The organism is Pseudomonas sp. H3_E04, from assembly GCF_054668915.1.
Genome location: NZ_CP162797.1, coordinates 1,011,601 through 1,031,792 on the forward strand (window position 1 = coordinate 1,011,601; position 20,192 = coordinate 1,031,792).

Sequence of the window (20,192 nt, forward strand, 5' to 3'; positions counted from 1 at the left end):
TGAAAAGCGCTGCTGCTAAAGCAGCGCCTCAAGCGGGCTCCTCAACCCTGCGCACATCCCCCAACGAATCACGCTGCATCGATTGCAAATTCTTTTCGATGGTTTCGCACAGCGCTTCCATCTGAATCTGGTGTTCGCTGTGGCGAAACGGGCTTTGCAGGTCGGTGCCGATGCGCTCGATAGCCAGCAGCATGAATCCCACCACGGTCGACGCCAGCGGCGTGAACCAGCCGAGGGATTCGACCAGTCCTATCGGGACAATCAGGCAGAACAGCGAAATGAACAGACGCGGAAAATAAACATAAGGGTAGGGCAGCGGGGTATTGGCGATCCGCTCCATGCCGCCTTGGCTGTTGGACAAGTCCACCAGCGTCGACTCAAGCCGCGCCAAGCGAATACTGTCCAGATGTCCGGCCTTGTATTCGCGAGCGAGCAAAGTCGCCGAGCCGGTGAGGATATCGTTGGCAAAGTTATTGGTTGTGCCACTGCGGGCGAATTCTTCGGCGGGAATAAACGCCCGCACCTCGTCGGGACATGGCTGGCCTTGCAGGTGCGCGGCGAGGCAATTGACGTAGGCGACGTGGCGGCGCAACAGCGTGGATTTGACCGGATTCACCTCGCCACCAGCGTCGTCCAGCAGCGTCAGCACCTGCCGGGCGAAGCTGCGGGAATTGTTGATCATCGATCCCCACAGCGTCCGCGCTTCCCACCAGCGGTTGTAAGCGCTGCTGTTGCGAAAACTGATCAACACGATCAACGCTGAACCGAGCAAGGTCAGCGGCATCAACGGCAGGTTCAGCTTGGCGTTGAGAAACAGCATGAAGTCGACGGTGACGGCGATGTCCCAGAGCAGCAACCAGAACAAAGACCAGCCCACGTAACCCAGGGTCTTGATGATCAGACGGTATTTTTTGACGATGGCAGCTTTCAAACGGAAACCTCGTGGCGAGCTGTTTGCTTAAACGCTTAAGCTCGGACGATGCCTTGCACCGGCAGTTCCCTGGTGGGGCGGTCAGCCGTCAGTCAGTCTGCAAAGTCTGGCCCGTTGAATGGCCAATACTTTCGAGAAAAATCCTCGTCTCTCGATTGGACCGCAGATGAACCACCCGGCAAGCCGATGGCGCCGTTGACACGAATTGGCGCATTTTGGCTCGCGAGGTTTTTCTCGTCCGCCACATGAACTTTAGAAACTCCGGCAGGTTCGCCAGCTGTTCGGGGCAGTTTTCCGCCAAGTCGGGCCGAGACTGACCGTGGTTGAGCAGCGTTCTACGCAAGACGCGCAAGAATCGAAGCGGTGGCGAACGATCGATCCAGATCAGCAGATCTGCGCGTACGACGCGGTTTTCCCAAGTGGTTGAATGGCCACCTTCGAATATCCAGCGATCACGCGCCTCGACCTCCAGGCAGAGTCGGGTCTTCTCATCCGGGCTTCGCTCGATCCAGCCTGGCTGCCAATGGATCGTGTCGATATGCACGACCGGCAACCCCGTGCGCTCACCCAGCTTGCGCGCCAACGTACTTTTGCCAGACCCAGGCTGACCAACAATCATCACCCGTTGCATCGAAGCTCCTTCTCGCTCTGCAAGCTGATTTTTTGGGCGGGCGATTCTACGGCAATGCCTGTCTCAGTCAATGACTCTTGAACACTAGGCGGGGGTTTGCCGTGCTCCCGACACCCTGGCTCGGCGGTCCGCCCGTTCGCCGAGCCGCCATCCCAGCAGCCCCCACAGCAGTGCACACAACGCGCCGACCAGCGCTGCCATGCCAGCACCTTGGCCGAGGGCATCCAGCGCGCTTTTCGCCCAGGCACTGATGGCGTCGCCGGCGCGATAGACCACGGTGTCGATGAAGTTCTTCGCCTTGTACTTGCTTTCGGCATCGAGCGGGGCAAACAGCATCTCCCGGCCTGGGCGCACGAAGGCGTACTCACCGATGCGGCGCACGATCATCAGCGCGGCGATCAGGCCAAAGCTTGGGGCGAAGATCAGCCCGATAAACCCCGCGCACATGACCAGCGGCACCATGGCCAACAGCACGCCGACGCCGAGCTTTTGGGCGAGGCGCCCAGTGATGAACAACTGGCAGAGCAGGGCGCCCGCCTGCACGACGAAGTCGATGATGCCGAACACCCGCACCTGCGCCTCGCGGTTCGGGAAGTGTTCGGCGACGACGCGTGCCTGCTCGAAGTAAAGGAAGGTGGAGACTGTCGCCAGCAGCACCACAAAACCGCAGATGCCGAGCAGATAGGGTGATTTCAAAACGGCCGTCATACCGCTGAACGGATTGCCCGGCAACGGCCTGCGAGGGCTTTCACTCGGCGCGGCATCGGGGCGCCCTGCGCCACCCCGTTCACGCCAGTGCATCAGCTGGCGCTTGAACCACATCGCAGCGCCCAACAGAACAGCGGCCAGCAACATCAGGCCGGACTCACCCAGCGGACCGATCAGCAAAGCGCTCAACGCAGGGCCACTCAGGCCACCGACGCTGGCGCCCGCCGCGATGAACGCGAACAGACGTTTGGCCTGGGCACTGTCGAATACATCGGCCATCAGGCTCCAGGCGACCGATACGACAAACAGGTTGTAAACCGATATCCACACGTAAAACACGCGCGCCAGCCAAGGGCTTTCCTCGCCCAGGAACAAGGCGGCGAACAACAACAGATTGGTGCAGAAGAATCCGTATACCCAGTCCACGAAATGCAGGCGCGGCACGCGTGCGCTGAGCCAGGCGAACAGCGGAACGGCCGCCAGCATGACCAGGAAGGTCGCGGTGAACAGCCACTGCAAGTTCTCGACGCCGGCAGTGATGCCCATCGATTCGCGGATCGGACGGAGCATGAAATAGCCGGCGAACAGGCAAACGAACAGCAGAAAGCCGTTGAGCGCAGGGCGCAGCTCGTGAGCCTCGGCATTGATGATGGCGCCGGCGCGGTGGGCGAGAAGAGACGTATCCATGTTGCGCTCCTGTAGGAGTGTGGAGGCAATGGCACGGGGCTTGCCCGTGCCAGCGGGCTCAGCGGTAGGTGACGCCGGTCAGTCGCTCGGAGAGTTGCCACAGTGTGGCCGAATTCGAGCGATCGGCAGCGGCCGGCGGCATCTTGGCGAAGCCCAGCGGCCCGCGCTTCTCGTTATCACCAGTAGGCCCGTAGTAGGCACCGCCAACCGCCTCCAGCGCCGTCGCCGCATATAAGGTGGGCAGCGCGCCCTGCGCTGCGGAATGATACATGTCCCGCTCTACCGCCCATTGTTTGCCGAATTGGCTGTCCAGGCCAGGCCCCCGGGCGATCAGCTCCGTCACGGCAACGCCGGGGTGAGCGGCGATGCTGCGTATCCCCCAACCGGCGGCATCGCTGCGCTGCTGCAGCTCAATACTCCACTTCAGAACCGCCAGTTTCGATTGGCTGTAGCTGGCAAAAGGGTCGTAACTGCGCTCAGCCTGCAGGTCATCGAAGTTCAGGCTTGCGCGCCCGGCGGCGATGCTCGACAGGCTGACCACCCGACCATCGTCGCTTTTGCGTAGCAGGGGCATCAGCAGGCCGGTCAAGGCGAAATGCCCCAGGTAATTGGTCGCCAGTTGCATCTCGTAGCCATCGGCGGAAACGCCTCGAACAGGCGGCGACATGATCGCGGCATTGTTGATCAGCACGTCCAGCCTCGGCAGGCGCCCTTGCAGACGGTTGGCGAGGTCGCGCACCGATTGCAGATTGGCAAGGTCCAGCGTTTCGAATTGCACGCGCGCCTCGGGCACGGCTTGCTTGATCTTCGTGATCGCTTCGCGGCCGCGCTCGGCGTTGCGTGCGGCTATGATCACCTCGGCACCGGCTCGCGCCAAAGCCAGCGCGTCTTCATAGCCCATGCCGCTGGTTCCCCCAGTGACCAGCACGATGCGGCCTTTCTGGTTGGGCATGTCGTGGGTTGACCAGTCCGGCTTCGGCTCCGTTTGGGGATTCGCCTGCGCAGCCAGTGTGCCGATCAGCGCGGAAATGGCGAACAGCGTTCGGGCGGCCTTGAGGAAGCGTTGGGTCGCGGTATTGCTCGGCGTAGCGGGTGAATGGCTCATCGGGGAAATCTCATTCGCGTGACAGGTTCCCGGTTGGCGGGGCGAGTGAGCAGTATCGGTGTACGAATGCGCGAGGATAAGCCGGGCATTGGTGGATGGCCCGTACGGTATGGCGTACAGTCAGCCGCTTGCGGAGGAAGCATTCATGCGTAAACCCAACCTTACCGATGTGTCGATATTTGCTGCGGTGGTCGAGGCGGGGGGATTTCGTGCTGCCGCGCAAAAGCGCGGGCTGTCCGCCTCGTCGCTGAGCGACTGCATGCGTCGGCTGGAAAGCGACCTGGGCGTGCGCCTGATCAATCGAACCACGCGCAGCGTCACGCCGACGGCCGCCGGCGAGCGATTGCTCGAGCGCCTGCGCCCGGCCTTGCAGGAAATCGACGCCGCTTTCAACGATCTGGACGACGACGCTCAGCGCCCGGTCGGCACGCTCAAACTCAATGTGCCAGTGCCGGTGGCACGCTTTCTGTTGCCCGACCTGCTGGCGCGTTTTCTGCGCCTTTATCCAGGAGTCAGTGTCGAAGTCGTCATGGACAACGCCTTTGTCGACGTCAACGCTGGCGGGTATGACGCCGGCGTGCGCTATGAAGAGAGCCTGGCCAAGGACATGATCGCCGTGCCCATCGGCCCGCGTCGCCAACGCTTCGTTGCAGCCGCCGCCCCGGGCTATCTGGCTGAACGCGGTACGCCCACTCACCCCGAAGAACTGCCGGGCCATGACCTGCTTGGCCATCGGTTCGAGAGTGGCAAAGTAGGCGTATTCGAATTCCATCGAGACGGCCGTATCGTGCGTATCCCGCCTCAGGGGCAACTGCTGACGTCGTCGCACGATCTGAAAATTCGCTCTGCCATCAACGGGCTGGGCATCGTCTATACCTTCGAGGACTTTCTGCGCGAGCCACTCTCCGATGGTCGACTGGTGCCGATTCTCGAGGACTGGTGGCAGACCTTCGACGGCCCGTTTCTTTACTACCACGGCCGCCGTCACATGCCTTCGCCGCTGAGGGCGTTTGTGGATTTTTTGCGGGGGGAAGGGGACATTGCGGAGAGTGCAGGTGTTTGAAGCGCCGTTTCGTGAGGCGAATACATGGCCTGGCAGCAGAGCGCCCATGGCGACGGGGAGCAATCGGCCATTAGCGGACGCTCACAAGCGACCGCTACCTGCCATAATTCAACGTTCGATGATGTGATAACCGAAGTTTTTTCAGTGAAAAATAGAACCATTTTCTAGTGTTAGACCAACCGTCGCATTCAGGCATGTGTAAATGTTGGATTCCAATGAGCTAGATTTTGTTCTTCTACCTTTTTCTTTCAAGGATAGCACTGCCTTTTCGCGTTAATCGCTGGTATACCTTTCTAAGCGGTTGCGGGACAAGCCATCAATGGGTTGAGAAAAGTGAGCGTGCATGAAGGACATTAAAATAGTCAAGGCCAGTAAAGAGTTGCCTTTAGAAGACGCAGTAGAGGCATTCATCGACACCTTCGTAACCAATGAGGCTTTTGGCGAACTTCCCATAGCGGGGTCCGCAATAGGTATTTTTAAGGCTTTCAGAACATACAAAAAAGAGAGGCTCAAAGAAAAGCTGAAGGGATTTATTGAAGGTGCTGATGATTTAAAGCAGGGGGAAATCTCAAAATTCATAGCAGCTAGGGATCCTAAAGATGATCCTTTACTCTCCGAACATCTATTAGAACTTATTGAACACGCAGAATCCGAACAGAAAGCCAAAATGATCGGCGTTACGTTCCGCAGACTTGTTAGAGATAAAATAAATCGAAGTCAATTTGCAGATCAAGTGCGCTTTATAAACAGCATATATATAATTGATATTTTTACATTTATGCATGGGTATCATAATCCGTACATTTTTGACGATGGCTTGGGAGATATCTTGGTAAATCATCGTATTTGTAAGCGCAGTGTCAACCTTGCAAGTCGAGACAGAAACTTGCTTAGTCAGGAAAAAGAACAATACATTAAAATTGCTTACGAAATTACAGGTATTGGTAATGCATTCCTAAAAACTTTGCACGACGCTTATAAAGATAAAATTGAAAAGAAGAATCTTCTGGAAGATTGATGCAGCTACAGCCTTTAGTAAAGATCTCTAAATACTTATTTCAGTCACCAGTGCGACCAGAGTGAAGTGTAAGCTTCGCTCCGGCCGCCGTATGGCATGGGCTATAGGTAACAAGCAGTCGGCGTTTCAATGTGGGTCAGGCCACTCGCTTCGAGTACCCCTCTATCCAGTCCGCAAGCGATCGCATATCTGTTTCGAGCTGGGCGAGTTCGGGGGGTACCGCTGGAAGATCGTCTGCTTGAGAATGCTCATACACAGAATATCGTGTCATCAAGTCGTCTATCAGATCGCAATCCTCCTGAGTGATGTTACTTAGCTGCCTCAGTAGCCCTTTGGTCATCACTTCCCTGCGGAATCGCAGCACGACACTGTTCAGCATTACCACCTCAACAGTGCGCTCCACGATGATCCTGAAGTCACTGCAAACACTCTTGGCCATGAGGTCGTAGCTTTCAGCATCGCCCTGTGCCTGGTGCCTCTTGAGTTGGGCTAAGTTCTCGTTAAGTAGCTTGTTGATAGCCGGCTTCGGTTTCGAGTCTCGAGCACTTTGTCCTGTCAGAATGCCGGACGTTTTGTCGAGACGTCGAAGCGTCTGAACGTTAAAGACGATGTCTTGTATATCTGGATGCTCCTTCACTTTCTTTACTGCGGATTCCAGAAGTGTCACCAGCGAAAGCCTGTGGGTGAAGATGATGACCTGGCGGGACTGCGCCAAATCTACAAGGCGCGCGACAACTCGCTCCTCAAAATCTTGATCGAGTGAGGAAATCGGGTCATCGAAAATAAAGGGAGCTACTTGATTGGAGCCAGTAATATCAGCTAGGAATGCAGCCAACGCTACAATTCTTGTCTCGCCCTCACTGAGAATTTGTTCTGGTGGGCGGGCTCCTTTCGCGCCAACGAGTATCAGTCCGAATGTGGTTCTGCCTTTACCGACTGTTTTGCTTTGAGGGGCTACAGGCAACCTCGAGCCACCTAATAGTTTCAGTTCGGCGGCGAAGCGAGTTTGATATCCTGCCTCCACCTCGGATTTCGCCAACTCGTTGTTCTTGATAGTGAGCGTGTTGGTTGCAGCAAGCCGGATGGCTTTTCCGTACTGGTCAACAGCCAACAACCTGTCCCGTTCGGCAACGACTGCAGGTTTGTTTTGCGACAGCCATTGCAGAGCCTTCAGCTTAAGAAGTTGCGCCTCCATTTGCTGTCGTTTGCCGTCTTGAGAAAGCTCGTTCAACGACTTTTCTTCGCCAACTAACTGATCTGTTACTTCTGCCAGTGCTTGATCTACTAGTGACCAGTCGAATGGGGTCACATTTTCGACTTTTTCAGCGGTCTCGAGATCGGAACGTCTTTCCACCAAAGTTTTATGCAGTTCGATGGCCTGCTTTTGATCCAGTTTGATCAAGGCCATATGAGCTAACCAGTCCTGTTCCTTCGGTGATTGGGGTAAGGCTTGTAAAAAGCCCTTATGTTTGTCTTCTGCTTGTTTTGCGCTTAACTCTAAACCTTCGGTAACAAATTGCTCAAAGTGGGTCAACCGATGGCCAGCATCCTCATTGAGCTCTTGCTGGCAGAGCACACACCTTGCCTGCTCACCCACAACAGGAAATGGTTGACCAGGGTAAGCATGATTTTGAGAAAACAATCGAGCTTGGGCCCATAACTGTTGCCACACCGCTTCGCCGACTCCTTCGAGTGGAGTTTCGGAAAAAAGTTGTTGAGCAAATTTTTGAGCCGCTTGCCGCTTGCCCTTTGCATCAGCGTTGGCACTTACGATGATCTGCGCTGTTTCGTTGGAGAGCTTATCCTTGAGTTGGCTCATAGCTAGCCGAACTGTTGCCAACCCCTGCTTTTCTTTCGTGATTGATGCCAGTCGCCCCGCCACGTCCTTCTGGGCCAGCGCACCTTCTGTGATAATCCGCTCAGCATCGTGCTCGGGAGTGTACGTACAGAATCTGTCGATGACGGCATCAGTCGTTGCAGACTTAATACTCGCAAGCCACTTACCTTCCTCAGTGATTTCCAAGTCCGCTGGGAATTGTGGCAATACGCTCAGCAGTGCATTTTTCGATGCGGTGAGGTGCTGATTAACCCTGTCTGACACTGCGATCAATGACGCCACGAATTTCATTTGGCTTGGCTCGTAGCTGGCCTCGTTTTTACCCATGTACTGGGTGGCCGTTCTGGAGTCAAAAATCTGGGCGTGACGAAGTAAAGGATCTGCACCCTGTGCCAGCGTCCATTCAATAGTTCCTTTCTTTTCTCCTGCCGATATTTGGAAATTCGCCTTGCAGGCCTCAGGTTCTTCAATGAAGACGTTAGGGTGAATTTCGTCTTTTGACCTTGAGCCGCATGCCTGTTTCAGGAGGCGTGCATATCCGCTTTTTCCTGAACCATTTTGACCGTAGAACACTGTGATGTTGCCCGAGCCAAATGGTAGTGCTGCGCCTGATTTGATCGCATTCAACCCGTAGACATCTGAGATCCCTTCTATGCGTATGGCAGGACGACTGGCAGCGAGTGCCAACGAGCCTGGCGATACGGTGCAGAAGCCTGGGTCCTGTTCCTTCTTCGATTCAATCATGCACAGCCGGGCAAGCTCTCGGATCTGGTCGTCTGTTGGTGGCTTCTTGGTCTCGATTAGGTTCTTGGCAGCTGTCTGTAACCACCGGCTTCTTTCGCCGAGCCAAATTTCAAAATCGTCGGCAACGGGAGCGTCTAGCCCATTCAAATCTGGTACGACCATTGAGATCTCTCCTTGAAGACACCGCGGACGAACCGAGTATAGGCCAATAGTGGCGAATTGCTTTTGGTGCGGTTTGACCAGAAGTCCGTAAGCGTTCGCCATTAATAATCTGAAAGGAAAGACTTTTGCTTGTAGCCGTTAGTGGCCACTTGGGAGCGTCCGCTTCTGGCCGAAAGCCGACATCCGGTGACCTGCCCACACGTAATATCTCGCAGTTTCCTACAGGCAGATCCTTCAGCCGATTCTGGCAGGCTTATCTATTCAAGATCTCCCGCTTGAAGCGGAATTCGCCTGATAACGTCGTCGTAAGGCACCAGATCGAGAAAGGCAGTGACCTCAACTGCCTGCAGATTTTGCATGCGCATGATCCATACGTAGCTGTTGCGATAAGGCGCGCCGTCGGCTGCGGTGGCGGTGCCGTCCCAGTGCACAACGACGTCATCGCCTTCAGTCCAGATATCCGTCACCGTCGGGCGGACGGGCGAGGCGAGCCGTTTTGCGAAGGGTTGGACTGCCCGTTTCAAGAAGTCATCCCGGCCCCGATAAGTACCCGCCGAAGGGCTCGTCCCCTTGATTGTCCAGATCACATCGGGAGATAGCACATCTGTGAAGAACGTCCGGCCGCCCTGAGCCCACTGGTTGAACGCTTGCGCAATGAATTGGCGATTGCGTTCCGTAGTCGGTTCGCTGGCCACGGCGGGCGCCGGCCCTGCGATGAGTGTGGTGAGGACCAGTGCTAGCGCTGTAGAGAGGCGTTGAACAAACGTCATTTCCTGTGCTCCTTATTCTGTCGGATGAGCCCCGTCGAGTTGGATGGGCTGTTGTTGTTATCTGTAAGCCGCTAGTTGCGTTTTCCCGCGCCGTTGCTCTATATGGGGCATCGGCAAAGAGCCATCGACGCGGGACATGGAGTGGGCGGCAGTACCTCTGGGCTTCATCTGAAGTGTGACTTACGAGCGGAGGAGGGCTGTTGCAGGATCGTCCTGATTTCTTGCTTGATCATCCGATACCAGTTGTTAAACCGCCGCATGCCCTCGTTATGGAGTTGTGTTTGAATTCCCTTTCAAAGCTTGTTGATATCGTTGGTCGTCACGTCCTGGATGACGGCATTCACAGCACCGCGATTCCGGGTGTCAGCCTGATTCGTTCGGCTACGCCCACGATGCCTATGCCGGTGGTGTACGAGCCAACACTCTGCCTTGTCGCTCAGGGACGTAAACAAGCGATGCTGGGTACTACCGTCTATGTTTACGATCCGGCCAAGTACCTGATTGCATCGGTAGACCTTCCGGTGATGGGCTCGGTCATCGAGGCGAGTGAGGCTGTTCCCTATCTGTGCCTGGCGCTGGATCTCGATACCGCTGTGTTGAGTGAACTTGCGCTGCGCCATCCGCTAAGAGAAGAGAGCGACAGTGCACCGCCGGCAGGCATTACGCTCAACGATACGACTCCAGAACTGCTGGATGCTGCGGTTCGGCTGGCCGGGCTGCTCGACAGGCCACGGGATATCGAAGCGCTCGCTCCGCTGGTGATTCGCGAAATGCTTTATCGCCTTCTAACCGAAAACGGCAACAGCATCATTAGGCAGATGGCACAAGCAGACAGCCGCTTGAACCAGATCGCCAAGGTTATTGCCTGGCTGCGCAGCCACTACAACGAAGCGTGTCGAAGAGATGAACTCGTCGAAATCGCCGGCATGAGCCGTTCTTCGTTTCACACGCACTTCAAGGCGATCACCTCGATGAGCCCGCTGGAGTTTCGTAACCAGTTGCGGCTACAGGAAGCACGCCGGCTGATGGTCACCGAAGCGGTCGATGCCGCAGAGGCGGGATATGCAGTCGGTTACGAAAGTCCCTCGCAGTTCAGCCGAGACTACGCCCGTCTGTTCGGCATGCCACCGGCGAAAGACGCCTGGCGGCTGCGCAGGGCAGTCGAGGTGTCGAGCGGATGACTGGGCCACGGTTGCCCTGCGGACTGAGGCGCCGAGCATTCAAGGACAGGGTCCATACGAAGGGGCATAAAGTACAAACCTTCACCGCTTGTATTTGAAACTCTGGACCTCGCCAGAGATGCTTTTGAGCCCTGTCTTCGGTAGTTCGAATGTCTGAAATTGAATGCCAGCTGCGTCAACCTTGACTCGTTTCAGTAGATAAAGCATGTCGTCAGATTCTGAAATCTTGCACCCGCTGAACTGGTCGAGATTTTTGTAGGTAAGCTGCCGGACCTCGCACGTGGTTGCCAGTTCCAGCGCTGCTGCCCGTCCCGCGTTTGAAGGCACTCGGACCAACAGATACCAGGCGGTCATCAACAAAAACGCGAGCAGGAAAATAGAACCCACGATGATAAACATGCCGCGGTTTTCTGCGGCTCGTTCACGCACATCGGCGACCCATTTTGACGGTGGGACGGGTTGGGGCGCGTCCAGTTTGCGTTTTTCAAAAAGCAGTATCAGCAGGGAAACAATTCCCACCAAAGCCATGGCGAAGAAGAGAGCAGAGAGAAAAGATCCGAACCCGGAAGCACCATAGGAAAGGTATTGCTGGGCGCTGATGTTCAATCGTTCGATGGGGACATCGAGCGTTAGATAAAACTTTTCCAGATGAGCGAAACCGCTAAGGGTGAAAGCGCCCAGCATGCTTGCTATAAAAAGAGCTGCATCGATGCGGAGATATTTTTTAAGTCCGCGCGGGTATGCCGATGGGTTGTTCTGGTCGGTCATCTCTTGTCCTTCAGATCTGAAGATTGGAAACCCTGTGAGAGCTGAGAAAGTCGTCACAGGGCGTTTTCGTTTACTCGACCGGCACGACGTTATCCAACGCCTGATTAACCGCCAGCTCGCCGAGCATGACGACCTGCGCGATACCTTGCAGTGTCTTGCGCGCAGATCCTTCAACCATCCCAATCACATCACTCAACATCACCGAAGCCGAGCCCAGCGATTCGCTGGCGTTGACCAGCAATTCTTCGGTCGCGGTTTTCGGGTTGGCGAGGAACATGCTGCTGGTTTGGTAGGGCGTGGTTTTGAGGGTGTCTGTGGGTTTGAGGTAGTGGTCGAGGGCGCGGTCGGCGGCTTCGTGGAGTTTTTTTGAATCGAGTGATTCGTAGGGTGATGTTGCGTCCGACGCTGGCGGGTTAGGCGTTACTTTGAACATGGTGAAGCTCCATATGTGACCAAGGGAGCCATCACTCTCGCTACCAAACGAAGGGTGGTGGCCATACGAAGGTTGGTAGACCGGCCCACATGGAAAAACCGGCGCGCTCGAAAGCGCCCTGCGCATGGCCACCATAAAACCGATGCGAAAGCATCTGCATGGGATGACGTTATGCGCCATGTAGAAAGCGGGCTACCAAACCCGATCACTGTTTTTCAGTGACCGGCCAACGATAGAACCCCGGCCCGAGGCGCACAAGCCGGCGGATTCTGGCGTAGTCGTAGGCAATGGCGCAAGGTGTTGTAGCTTGCTGGAATAGTCTGGATGTCGGTTTTAAACGGGGTGTTTAGGGAATTGGTTTTGGCTGATGTTTTGTGTTGATCGGGCTGGCTTCTTCGCGAGCAGGCTCGCTCCCACAGGTGTCGAGTTGGCAATGTTTATAGCGTCGTGCCGACAAGCCCCATCACAGATTTTGAACTTTGCTTTCGGCGCCATTTCCATTGTTTGAGGTGACAACCCTCCAGCTCCTCCACACCTGAATCAAGGAATGACCGTGACGGCTCCCACTGACAAAACTTCTCTGCGCCGGGCTATCACTTTCCCGATGCTGTTTCTGTTTATTCTCGGCGATGTTCTGGGGGCGGGCGTTTATGCACTCGCCGGAACGATCGCAGGGGAGGTGGGCGGCGCGATTTGGGTGCCGCTGCTGATTGCGCTGTTCTTCGCCATGTTGACGGCGGGTTCCTACGCAGAACTGGTGACCAAATATCCTCACGCCGGCGCGGCTTCGGTGTTCGCGGAAAAGGCGTTCAAGTCACCGCTCATTTCCTTCCTCGTCGGTTTCTGCATGCTGGCGGCTGCGGTCACCAGCGCTGCGGGTTTGTCGCTGGCGTTTGCCGGTGATTACCTCAACGCCTTTGTCGACGTATCGCCGCACATTGCAGCCTTGGTGTTTCTTCTGGCAATCGGCCTGCTCAATGCGCGAGGGATCAAGGAATCGCTTGGGGCAAACCTGGTAATGACCGTGATTGAGCTGTCCGGGTTGATTCTGGTGATCGTGGCTGCGGTCTGGTATTTCCGCACAGGCGATGCGGATCTGGGGCGGACGCTCACGTTCAAACCGGGCGTCAGTCCCGTGCTGGCGGTGCTGGGGGCGGCGTTGTTGGCCTTCTATTCCTTCGTCGGTTTCGAAACTTCGGCCAATCTGGCCGAGGAAATCAAAGACGTGCGCAAGGTTTACCCGCGTGCTTTGTTCGCGGCTTTACTTACCGCTGGGGTGGTTTACATGGCGGTGGGTGTGGCCGCTTCTTCGGTGCTGCCTACCGAGAAGTTGGTGGCCACGTCGGCGCCTTTGCTCGAAGTTGTCCGCGCGTCGACCCTCGCAATCCCGCCCGCGCTGTTCTCTTTTATTGCGCTGATCGCTGTGGCCAACGGTGCGCTGTTGACCATGATCATGGCCAGTCGATTGACTTATGGCATGGCTAACCTCGGTCTGTTGCCGGGCGTGCTGGGCGCGGTGTTGCCTCGACGAAAAACCCCGTGGGCTGCCATTGTCGCAACGACCGTGGTCGCTATTGCCCTGACACTCACAGGGACGCTGGCAACCTTGGCAGAGACGGTGGTCTTGCTGTTGCTGTTCGTTTTTCTGAGTACCAATGTGGCGGTGCTTGTTCTTCGTCGTGACAGGGTGGAGGAGGACCACTTTCGCGTGCCGACCTTCGTTCCGGTGCTTGCGATCGTTTCGTGTCTGGTGCTGCTCAGTCAGCAGGGTTTGGAAACCTGGTTGCGGGCGGGGGCGTTGATCCTTGTCGGGATGTTGCTGCACGGCTGTTCTCGTATCAATTTTTCTGCGATCAGTAAGGCTGGTTAGCGTCACGTTTCCTGGCAGGTGATGGGCGGGAGATTTGTGTTGTTTGGGCGGGCGTATTCGCGAGCAGGCTCGCTCCCACAGTGGATGGGTGGTGATATTCAGGATGTGTAACACGTTGTCAGTCGGCGGGCGGGTGAGTAAGCTGCCGGCATGAATCACACTTCAGTTTCCCCATCCTTCCCCGGCCCGCGTGGTCCAGTCGATCACGATATTCGTGATCAGATTGTCGCGGCGGCCAACGAGCATTTCAGCCAGTACGGCTACGCCAAAACCACGGTGTCCGATCTGGCCAAGGCCATCGGTTTCTCCAAGGCATACATCTACAAATTCTTCGATTCCAAACAGGCGATCGGCGAAGCGATCTGTGCGAATTGTCTGGGGCAGATCGTTGCAGCGGTCGAGCAGGCGATCAACGAAGCAGACCTGACGCCTACCGAGCGTTTCCGTCGTTTGGTAAAAACCGTGATCGCCACGGGTGTGAACCTGTTCTTCAACGACCGCAAGCTCTACGACATTGCCGCATTCGCCGCTGGCGAAAACTGGCCGAGTGCGCAGCGTTACGATGCGCAGATCAAGCGCTTTATCACCGACATTGTCCGCGAAGGGCGCGAGGCCGGTGAGTTCGAGCGCAGGACGCCGCTGGATGAAACGGTCGAATCGATCCACCTGGCGCTGCGGCCCTTCGTCAATCCACTCATGCTGCAACACAACCTGGATTTCATCGAAGTGGCGCCGACGCTGACTTCGAACCTCATCTTGCGCAGCTTGATGCCTTGATCCTCTGCTGATCCGAGGAGTCGGATCAGTCGCCCCAACCCAATCCTGTTCCTGACGCAACGGCATTTCCGCTGTTCTGATTGTGACTCTTGAATGGCATGGTCACTAGGACAACATGGCCGCCGCAGTTTGGTTATTTCAGTACTGCGTACCGGGTTCTCGGTTGATCAGTCTCCGGCCAACAACACCGCTCGCGGACCGCGTATTCAACGACGCCTCGGCAGGCAAGGGTTCGTACAGCGCCAAATACAAGAATAGCGCCAGCGGCCTCGGTACTTCTGTCAGCTATCGCTTCTGATTCAGCGATGAAAATCGGGCCGGCGACGTAGTGACTGTTGACGATGATGGTCACAAGACTGAGAATATGATGGTCATCCTATTTTAAGTAAAGGAATTCCATGCGCCGGCTCCGACCTTTCCCCCTCGCGGTATGTTTGCTGCCCTTGGCCCTGACGGCGTGCGGGGATTCCTCCAGCGCAAAAGATCCACGTACCTTGGCGCCGATTGTCAGATCGGCGGCGGTGCAACCGGCAGAAAATGGAACAAGATCATTCACCGGCGTCGTCGCTGCGCGCACCCAGGGCGATCTGGGCTTTCGCGTCTCTGGCAAGGTGCTCGAGCGTCTGGTTGATACCGGTCAGACGGTCAAGCGCGGCCAGCCACTGATGCGGCTGGACCCGATCGACCTCGGCCTGCAGGCGCGAGCCCAGCAAGAAGCGGTTAGTGCCGCTCGTGCTCGAGCCCTACAGACTGCCGGTGACGAAGCGCGCAATCGCAAACTCGTCGCCGCCGGCGCTATTTCGGCATCGGCCTACGATCAGTTCAAAGCCGCAGCCGACACCGCCAAGGCGCAGCTCAATGCCGCTGTGGCGCAAGCGGACGTCGCGCGCAACGCCTCGGGTTACGCGGTTTTGGTGGCGGACGCTGATGGCGTGGTGGTGGAAACCCTCGCCGAGCCCGGACAAGTCGTCAGCCCGGGACAACCGGTGGTGCGGTTGGCGCGGGCCGGTCAGCGGGAGGCCATCGTCCATCTGCCCGAGACCTTGCGGCCCGCACCGGGCTCCATCGCTCAGGCAAAACAGTATGGCGATACATCGGCGGCCGTCAGCGCAAAACTGCGTCTGCTTTCCGATTCGGCTGACAGCACAACTCGTACTTTTGAGGCGCGCTATGTGCTCGAAGGCAGGTTGGCCAATGCGCCAATCGGCTCGACGGTTACCGTCGAAATTGCCCAGGGATCTTCGCCAGATCAGGCGCTGAAGGTGCCCGTCGCCGCGATCTACAACCCGGGCAAAGGCCCCGGCGTATGGGTCATCGCCGGCACTCCGGCGACAGTGAGCTGGCGCTCGGTCGAGGTCCTGGGCTTGAGCGATGATTCGGCCCGTGTCGCTGGCGAGCTCAATGTCGGTGATCCGATTGTCGCGCTGGGCGCGCATCTGCTGCGCGATGGCGAGGAAGTGCGTTTGCTTGCGCGCGACGAGGGCCAGGTTGCCGGGAGTCGTCCATGAGCGAGGGCCGCTTCAACCTTTCTGCTATCGCCGTGCGCCAGCGCGCAATCACGGTGTTTCTGATTTTTCTGATCGCCGTTGCCGGCGTCCTGTCGTTCTTCAAATTGGGCCGGGCGGAAGACCCGCCGTTTACGGTCAAGCAGCTGACCGTCATCACCGCGTGGCCGGGGGCGACCGCGCAAGAGATGCAGGATCAGGTTGCCGAACCCCTCGAAAAACGTTTGCAGGAACTGAAGTGGTACGACCGCACGGAAACCTACACGCGCCCGGGACTGGCGTTCACCATGGTCTCGTTGCTCGACAGCACACCGCCGTCGCAAGTGCAGGAAGAGTTTTATCAGGCACGGAAAAAGCTCGACGACGAAGCAATCAAGCTGCCGGCGGGTGTCGTCGGGCCGATGGTCAACGACGAGTTTTCCGACGTGACCTTCGCGCTGTTCGCCTTGAAAGCCAAGGGCGAGCCGCAGCGCTTGTTGGTGCGCGACGCGGAGACTTTACGCCAACGCCTGTTGCACGTACCGGGAGTGAAAAAGGTCAACATCATTGGTGAGCAGGCCGAGCGGATATTCGTCTCGTTTTCCCATGATCGGTTGGCGACGCTGGGCTTGTCGCCGCAGGACATCTTTGCCGCGCTGAACAATCAGAACGTGCTGACCCCCGCCGGATCGGTCGAAACCAAAGGGCCGGAGGTGTTTCTGCGCGTCGATGGCGCGTTCGACACGTTGCAGAAAATTCGTGACACGCCTGTTGTCGCTCAGGGCCGAACACTCAAGCTGTCTGACGTGGCCACGGTCGAGCGCGGCTACGAAGACCCGGCGACCTTTCTGGTACGCAACAACGGTGAGGAGGCTTTATTGCTCGGCGTGATCATGCGCGAGGGCTGGAACGGTCTGGATCTGGGCAAGGCGCTGGATGCCGAGACACTGAAGATCAATGAGGAAATGCCCTTGGGCATGACCCTCTCGAAAGTTACCGATCAGGCGGTGAATATCGACTCGGCGGTCGGCGAGTTCATGGTCAAGTTCTTTGTCGCGCTGCTGGTGGTCATGCTCGTGTGTTTTCTCAGCATGGGCTGGCGTGTCGGCGTGGTGGTCGCAGCGGCAGTGCCGTTGACCCTGGCGATCGTTTTTGTGGTGATGGCGGCTACCGGCAAAAATTTTGACCGGATCACCTTGGGCTCGCTGATTCTTGCGCTGGGGCTGCTGGTGGATGACGCGATCATCGCCATTGAAATGATGGTGGTGAAGATGGAGGAGGGCTACGACCGCATCAAGGCCTCCGCTTATGCCTGGAGCCACACGGCAGCGCCAATGCTGGCCGGTACGCTGGTCACCGCGATTGGCTTTCTGCCCAACGGATTCGCGCAATCAACGGCGGGCGAATACACCAGCAACATGTTCTGGATTGTCGGCATCGCGCTCATCGCTTCGTGGGTCGTCGCCGTGGCTTTCACGCCGTACTTGGGCGTGAAGCTGTTGCCGGATATCCAGAAAGTCGAAGGCGGGCACGCGGCAATCTACGACACGCCGCGCTACAACCGCTTCCGGCGGATTCTGACGTGGGTGATCACGCGTAAATGGCTGGTGGCCGGTGCGGTGGTCGCGCTGTTTGCCGTTGCGATTCCGGGCATGGGTCTGGTGAAGAAGCAGTTCTTTCCGACCTCTGACCGCCCGGAAGTGATGATCGAAGTGCAGATGCCCTACGGCACTTCCATCGAGCAGACCAGCGCCGCTGCGGCCAAAGTCGAAGCCTGGCTGCACAAGCAGGAAGAGGCAAAAATCGTCACCGCCTATATCGGTCAGGGTGCACCACGGTTTTTCCTGGCGATGGCGCCGGAGCTGCCGGATCCATCGTTCGCCAAAATCGTTGTGCTGACCGACAACCAGGACGCACGCGAAACCCTCAAGTTGCGTTTGCGCGAAGCGGTCGCCGAAGGGCTTGCTCCAGAGGCGCGCGTCCGGGCGACGCAAATCGTCTTCGGCCCGTACTCGCCATTCCCGGTGGCCTACCGGGTGATGGGGCCGGATCCGGCGAAGCTGCGCGACGTCGCCGAGCAGGTCAGGGCGGTGATGCAGGACAGCCCGATGATGAGAACCGTCAACACTGACTGGGGGCCGCTGACGCCGACGCTGCATTTCAACCTGGATCAGGACCGCTTGCAGGCGGTGGGACTGGCGTCCAGCGCAGTCGCCCAGCAGTTGCAGTTTCTGCTCAGCGGCGTGCCGATCACGGCGGTGCGCGAAGACATCCGTTCCGTGCAGGTCATCGGCCGTGCGGCGGGCAATATCCGCCTTGATCCGGCGCAGATCGAGGGCTTCACCCTGGTCGGCGGGGCGGGGCAGCGCATCCCGCTGTCGCAGATCGGCCAGGTCGAAGTGCGCATGGAAGATCCGATCCTGCGCCGCCGCGATCGCACGCCAACCATCACCGTGCGTGGCGACATCGCCGAAGGTTTGCAACCGCCGGATGTTTCCGGCGCAATCACCCAGCAGTTGCAGCCGATCATCGAAAACCTGCCTTCCGGCTACCGGATTGAACAGGCGGGCGCCATCGAAGAGTCCGGCAAGGCGGGCAAGGCGATCCTGCCATTGCTACCGATCATGATCGCCATGACGCTGCTCATCATCATCGTTCAGGTACGCTCGATTTCGGCGATGATCATGGTCTTCCTCACCTCGCCGTTAGGCTTGATTGGTGTGGTGCCGACGCTGCTGATCTTCAACCAGCCATTCGGTATCAATGCGCTGGTCGGGTTGATCGCGCTGTCGGGGATTCTGATGCGCAACACGCTGATCCTGATCGGGCAGATCCATCACAACGAACAGGAAGGGCTGGCGCCGTTCCATGCCGTGGTCGAAGCGACAGTGCAACGGGCGCGGCCGGTATTGTTGACCGCGTTGGCGGCAATTCTCGCGTTCATTCCGCTGACCCACTCGGTGTTCTGGGGCACGCTGGCCTACACGCTGATCGGCGGCACGTTTGTTGGCACCATCATCACGCTGGTGTTTCTGCCGGCGATGTATGCGATCTGGTTCAGGATTCGGCCTGAGAACAACCAAGAGGCTGACACGGTGAAATCAGCCTGAATCGAAGTAAAGGCATAAGAGGCCCGTCGTGCGGCGGGTCTTTTTTCTCGCACAAGAACAGGACGCAGAGGCTTTGGGATAGTTGAAGTGATAGCATAGCGATATCACTTTTCGCCGGAGACGGCCGCTGTTGACGAAGCGGCCGTAGGTATCTCAGCAAGGAAGAACAATGCGTTCGTCGTTTTTCAATTCACAACTCAAGCTATCCGCTGTTCTGCTGGCGGCCATTTTCACCACCGCCTGCTCTAACTATCACTACAAGGATTACCAGGGCGAATGGGCGCCGGAATCGATGACGCCTTATGATCTTTCCAATAACGCTCCCGACGCCGCGCTTGTGTACTTCGCGACCACTCAATTTCGCGCTATCGGTGTGCCTTTTCACCGACTGCTGCTGGCCACGCAAGTGGATGGCCAACCATTGCCGGGCGCCGGTCGTGCGTCAATTCTCGATGTTTCCGGCAAGCAGGCGCTACGCCTTACGCCCGGGAAGCACTCATTGGGCTGGTGCTGGGTATCGATGAACGGGCTGGGTACGGGCGGTGCCAAATGCGGCTTCGGTGCGCGCGATGTCGAGTTCCGCGCCGGTCAGCGTTACGTAGTGGACTTCTCCACCAGCAACTCCATCAGCGGACCCCCAGGACGTGAGATATCAACCATCAGCATCGAATCCGAGATTCGCAATCTGGACACCCAGCAAGTCATTTATCCCACCGCACTGGCGCAACAGGTGAAGGAATGACTGGCAGACCCGCGAGCAGGGTTTGTGGCAGCGTCAAGCTACTGCCGAGCTGATGCGCGATTTCTTTCGTCGAAATCGGGACGAAGAACAGGATGCGCCTTGTAGTGCAAGGCGCTTCCAGATCGCCAACACCTTTTGAGCTTTCAACCTGCGATTGTCGACGTTTGAGAA

General features: G+C 57.4%; 16 protein-coding genes and 1 pseudogene. 9 read left to right on the forward strand and 8 right to left on the reverse strand.

Annotation, left to right across the window (positions count from 1 at the left end):
• Positions 1–28: 28 nt before the first annotated feature.
• The 4 genes from AB4N53_RS04740 to AB4N53_RS04755 all read right to left on the reverse strand — a co-directional run bounded on the left by AB4N53_RS04740 (position 29) and on the right by AB4N53_RS04755 (position 4,062).
• Positions 29–931, reverse strand: coding sequence for a bestrophin family protein (locus AB4N53_RS04740; protein ID WP_024012629.1), 903 nt, complete (start codon positions 929–931; stop codon positions 29–31).
• Positions 932–1,019: 88 nt separating this feature from the next.
• The gene (locus AB4N53_RS04745) at positions 1,020–1,562 is read right to left on the reverse strand and encodes a P-loop NTPase family protein (RefSeq protein ID WP_460118605.1); all 543 of its coding nucleotides are present in this window, start codon (positions 1,560–1,562) and stop codon (positions 1,020–1,022) included.
• Positions 1,563–1,646: 84 nt separating this feature from the next.
• Positions 1,647–2,957, reverse strand: coding sequence for an NTP/NDP exchange transporter (locus tag AB4N53_RS04750; RefSeq protein WP_460118607.1), 1,311 nt, complete (start codon positions 2,955–2,957; stop codon positions 1,647–1,649).
• A gap of 58 nt (positions 2,958–3,015) precedes the next feature.
• Positions 3,016–4,062 (reverse strand): SDR family oxidoreductase, encoded by a 1,047-nt coding sequence (locus AB4N53_RS04755; RefSeq protein ID WP_460118609.1) that lies wholly within the window; start codon positions 4,060–4,062, stop codon positions 3,016–3,018.
• Between the two features lie 145 nt (positions 4,063–4,207).
• Here AB4N53_RS04755 and AB4N53_RS04760 point away from each other — a divergent pair, with 145 nt between their 5' ends.
• Together AB4N53_RS04760 and AB4N53_RS04765 are read left to right on the forward strand one after the other, a co-directional pair.
• Positions 4,208–5,125, forward strand: coding sequence for a LysR family transcriptional regulator (locus tag AB4N53_RS04760; protein ID WP_460118611.1), 918 nt, complete (start codon positions 4,208–4,210; stop codon positions 5,123–5,125).
• 343 nt (positions 5,126–5,468) lie between these two features.
• Positions 5,469–6,143 carry a hypothetical protein gene (locus AB4N53_RS04765; protein WP_460118613.1) on the forward strand — a complete coding sequence of 225 codons (675 nt, stop codon included), beginning with the start codon at positions 5,469–5,471 and terminating at the stop codon, positions 6,141–6,143.
• Between the two features lie 136 nt (positions 6,144–6,279).
• On the opposite strand, the gene AB4N53_RS04770 is transcribed toward AB4N53_RS04765, so the two are convergent.
• Positions 6,280–8,886 (reverse strand): AAA family ATPase, encoded by a 2,607-nt coding sequence (locus AB4N53_RS04770; RefSeq protein WP_460118615.1) that lies wholly within the window; start codon positions 8,884–8,886, stop codon positions 6,280–6,282.
• A 257-nt stretch (positions 8,887–9,143) separates the two neighbouring features.
• Positions 9,144–9,656 (reverse strand): nuclear transport factor 2 family protein, encoded by a 513-nt coding sequence (locus AB4N53_RS04775; protein WP_460118617.1) that lies wholly within the window; start codon positions 9,654–9,656, stop codon positions 9,144–9,146.
• Positions 9,657–9,856: 200 nt separating this feature from the next.
• On the opposite strand from AB4N53_RS04775, the gene AB4N53_RS04780 reads away from it, so the two are divergent.
• On the forward strand, positions 9,857–10,837 hold the full coding sequence (locus AB4N53_RS04780) for an AraC family transcriptional regulator (protein ID WP_460118619.1): 981 nt from the start codon (positions 9,857–9,859) through the stop codon (positions 10,835–10,837).
• Between the two features lie 81 nt (positions 10,838–10,918).
• Here the strand turns inward: AB4N53_RS04780 and AB4N53_RS04785 are convergent, their stop codons facing one another.
• Both AB4N53_RS04785 and AB4N53_RS04790 read right to left on the reverse strand, forming a co-directional pair.
• The gene (locus AB4N53_RS04785) at positions 10,919–11,605 is read right to left on the reverse strand and encodes a hypothetical protein (RefSeq protein ID WP_460118621.1); all 687 of its coding nucleotides are present in this window, start codon (positions 11,603–11,605) and stop codon (positions 10,919–10,921) included.
• 70 nt (positions 11,606–11,675) lie between these two features.
• The gene (locus AB4N53_RS04790; protein WP_041480468.1) at positions 11,676–12,038 is read right to left on the reverse strand and encodes a DUF6124 family protein; all 363 of its coding nucleotides are present in this window, start codon (positions 12,036–12,038) and stop codon (positions 11,676–11,678) included.
• Between the two features lie 547 nt (positions 12,039–12,585).
• On the opposite strand from AB4N53_RS04790, the gene AB4N53_RS04795 reads away from it, so the two are divergent.
• The 6 genes and pseudogenes from AB4N53_RS04795 (at position 12,586) to AB4N53_RS04820 (ending at position 20,021) form a co-directional block, all read left to right on the forward strand.
• Complete coding sequence (locus tag AB4N53_RS04795) at positions 12,586–13,908, forward strand: APC family permease (protein WP_460118623.1); 1,323 nt, start codon at positions 12,586–12,588, stop codon at positions 13,906–13,908.
• 150 nt (positions 13,909–14,058) lie between these two features.
• Entirely contained in the window at positions 14,059–14,685 is a 627-nt protein-coding gene (locus AB4N53_RS04800; protein ID WP_460118625.1) for a TetR/AcrR family transcriptional regulator, read from the forward strand.
• Between the two features lie 141 nt (positions 14,686–14,826).
• Positions 14,827–14,983 (forward strand): annotated as a pseudogene (locus AB4N53_RS04805) (transporter); the annotation flags it as partial.
• 100 nt (positions 14,984–15,083) lie between these two features.
• Positions 15,084–16,193, forward strand: coding sequence for an efflux RND transporter periplasmic adaptor subunit (locus tag AB4N53_RS04810; RefSeq protein ID WP_460118627.1), 1,110 nt, complete (start codon positions 15,084–15,086; stop codon positions 16,191–16,193).
• Positions 16,190–19,279 carry an efflux RND transporter permease subunit gene (locus AB4N53_RS04815; RefSeq protein ID WP_460118629.1) on the forward strand — a complete coding sequence of 1,030 codons (3,090 nt, stop codon included), beginning with the start codon at positions 16,190–16,192 and terminating at the stop codon, positions 19,277–19,279. Before AB4N53_RS04810 ends, AB4N53_RS04815 begins: the two co-directional genes overlap by 4 nt.
• A gap of 169 nt (positions 19,280–19,448) precedes the next feature.
• Positions 19,449–20,021, forward strand: coding sequence for a hypothetical protein (locus AB4N53_RS04820; protein ID WP_460118631.1), 573 nt, complete (start codon positions 19,449–19,451; stop codon positions 20,019–20,021).
• Positions 20,022–20,192 lie beyond the last annotated feature (171 nt).

Excerpts from the sequence above, each read along its gene's own strand:
- AB4N53_RS04745 (WP_460118605.1), bottom strand. The coding sequence starts at position 1,562 with ATGCAACGGGTGATGATTGTTGGTCAGCCTGGGTCTGGCAAAAGTACG.
- AB4N53_RS04750 (WP_460118607.1), bottom strand. The coding sequence starts at position 2,957 with ATGGATACGTCTCTTCTCGCCCACCGCGCCGGCGCCATCATCAATGCC.
- AB4N53_RS04755 (WP_460118609.1), bottom strand. The coding sequence starts at position 4,062 with ATGAGCCATTCACCCGCTACGCCGAGCAATACCGCGACCCAACGCTTC.
- AB4N53_RS04760 (WP_460118611.1), top strand. The coding sequence starts at position 4,208 with ATGCGTAAACCCAACCTTACCGATGTGTCGATATTTGCTGCGGTGGTC.
- AB4N53_RS04765 (WP_460118613.1), top strand. The coding sequence starts at position 5,469 with ATGAAGGACATTAAAATAGTCAAGGCCAGTAAAGAGTTGCCTTTAGAA.
- AB4N53_RS04770 (WP_460118615.1), bottom strand. The coding sequence starts at position 8,886 with ATGGTCGTACCAGATTTGAATGGGCTAGACGCTCCCGTTGCCGACGAT.
- AB4N53_RS04775 (WP_460118617.1), bottom strand. The coding sequence starts at position 9,656 with ATGACGTTTGTTCAACGCCTCTCTACAGCGCTAGCACTGGTCCTCACC.
- AB4N53_RS04785 (WP_460118621.1), bottom strand. The coding sequence starts at position 11,605 with ATGACCGACCAGAACAACCCATCGGCATACCCGCGCGGACTTAAAAAA.
- AB4N53_RS04790 (WP_041480468.1), bottom strand. The coding sequence starts at position 12,038 with ATGTTCAAAGTAACGCCTAACCCGCCAGCGTCGGACGCAACATCACCC.
- AB4N53_RS04795 (WP_460118623.1), top strand. The coding sequence starts at position 12,586 with ATGACCGTGACGGCTCCCACTGACAAAACTTCTCTGCGCCGGGCTATC.
- AB4N53_RS04800 (WP_460118625.1), top strand. The coding sequence starts at position 14,059 with ATGAATCACACTTCAGTTTCCCCATCCTTCCCCGGCCCGCGTGGTCCA.
- AB4N53_RS04810 (WP_460118627.1), top strand. The coding sequence starts at position 15,084 with ATGCGCCGGCTCCGACCTTTCCCCCTCGCGGTATGTTTGCTGCCCTTG.
- AB4N53_RS04815 (WP_460118629.1), top strand. The coding sequence starts at position 16,190 with ATGAGCGAGGGCCGCTTCAACCTTTCTGCTATCGCCGTGCGCCAGCGC.
- AB4N53_RS04820 (WP_460118631.1), top strand. The coding sequence starts at position 19,449 with ATGCGTTCGTCGTTTTTCAATTCACAACTCAAGCTATCCGCTGTTCTG.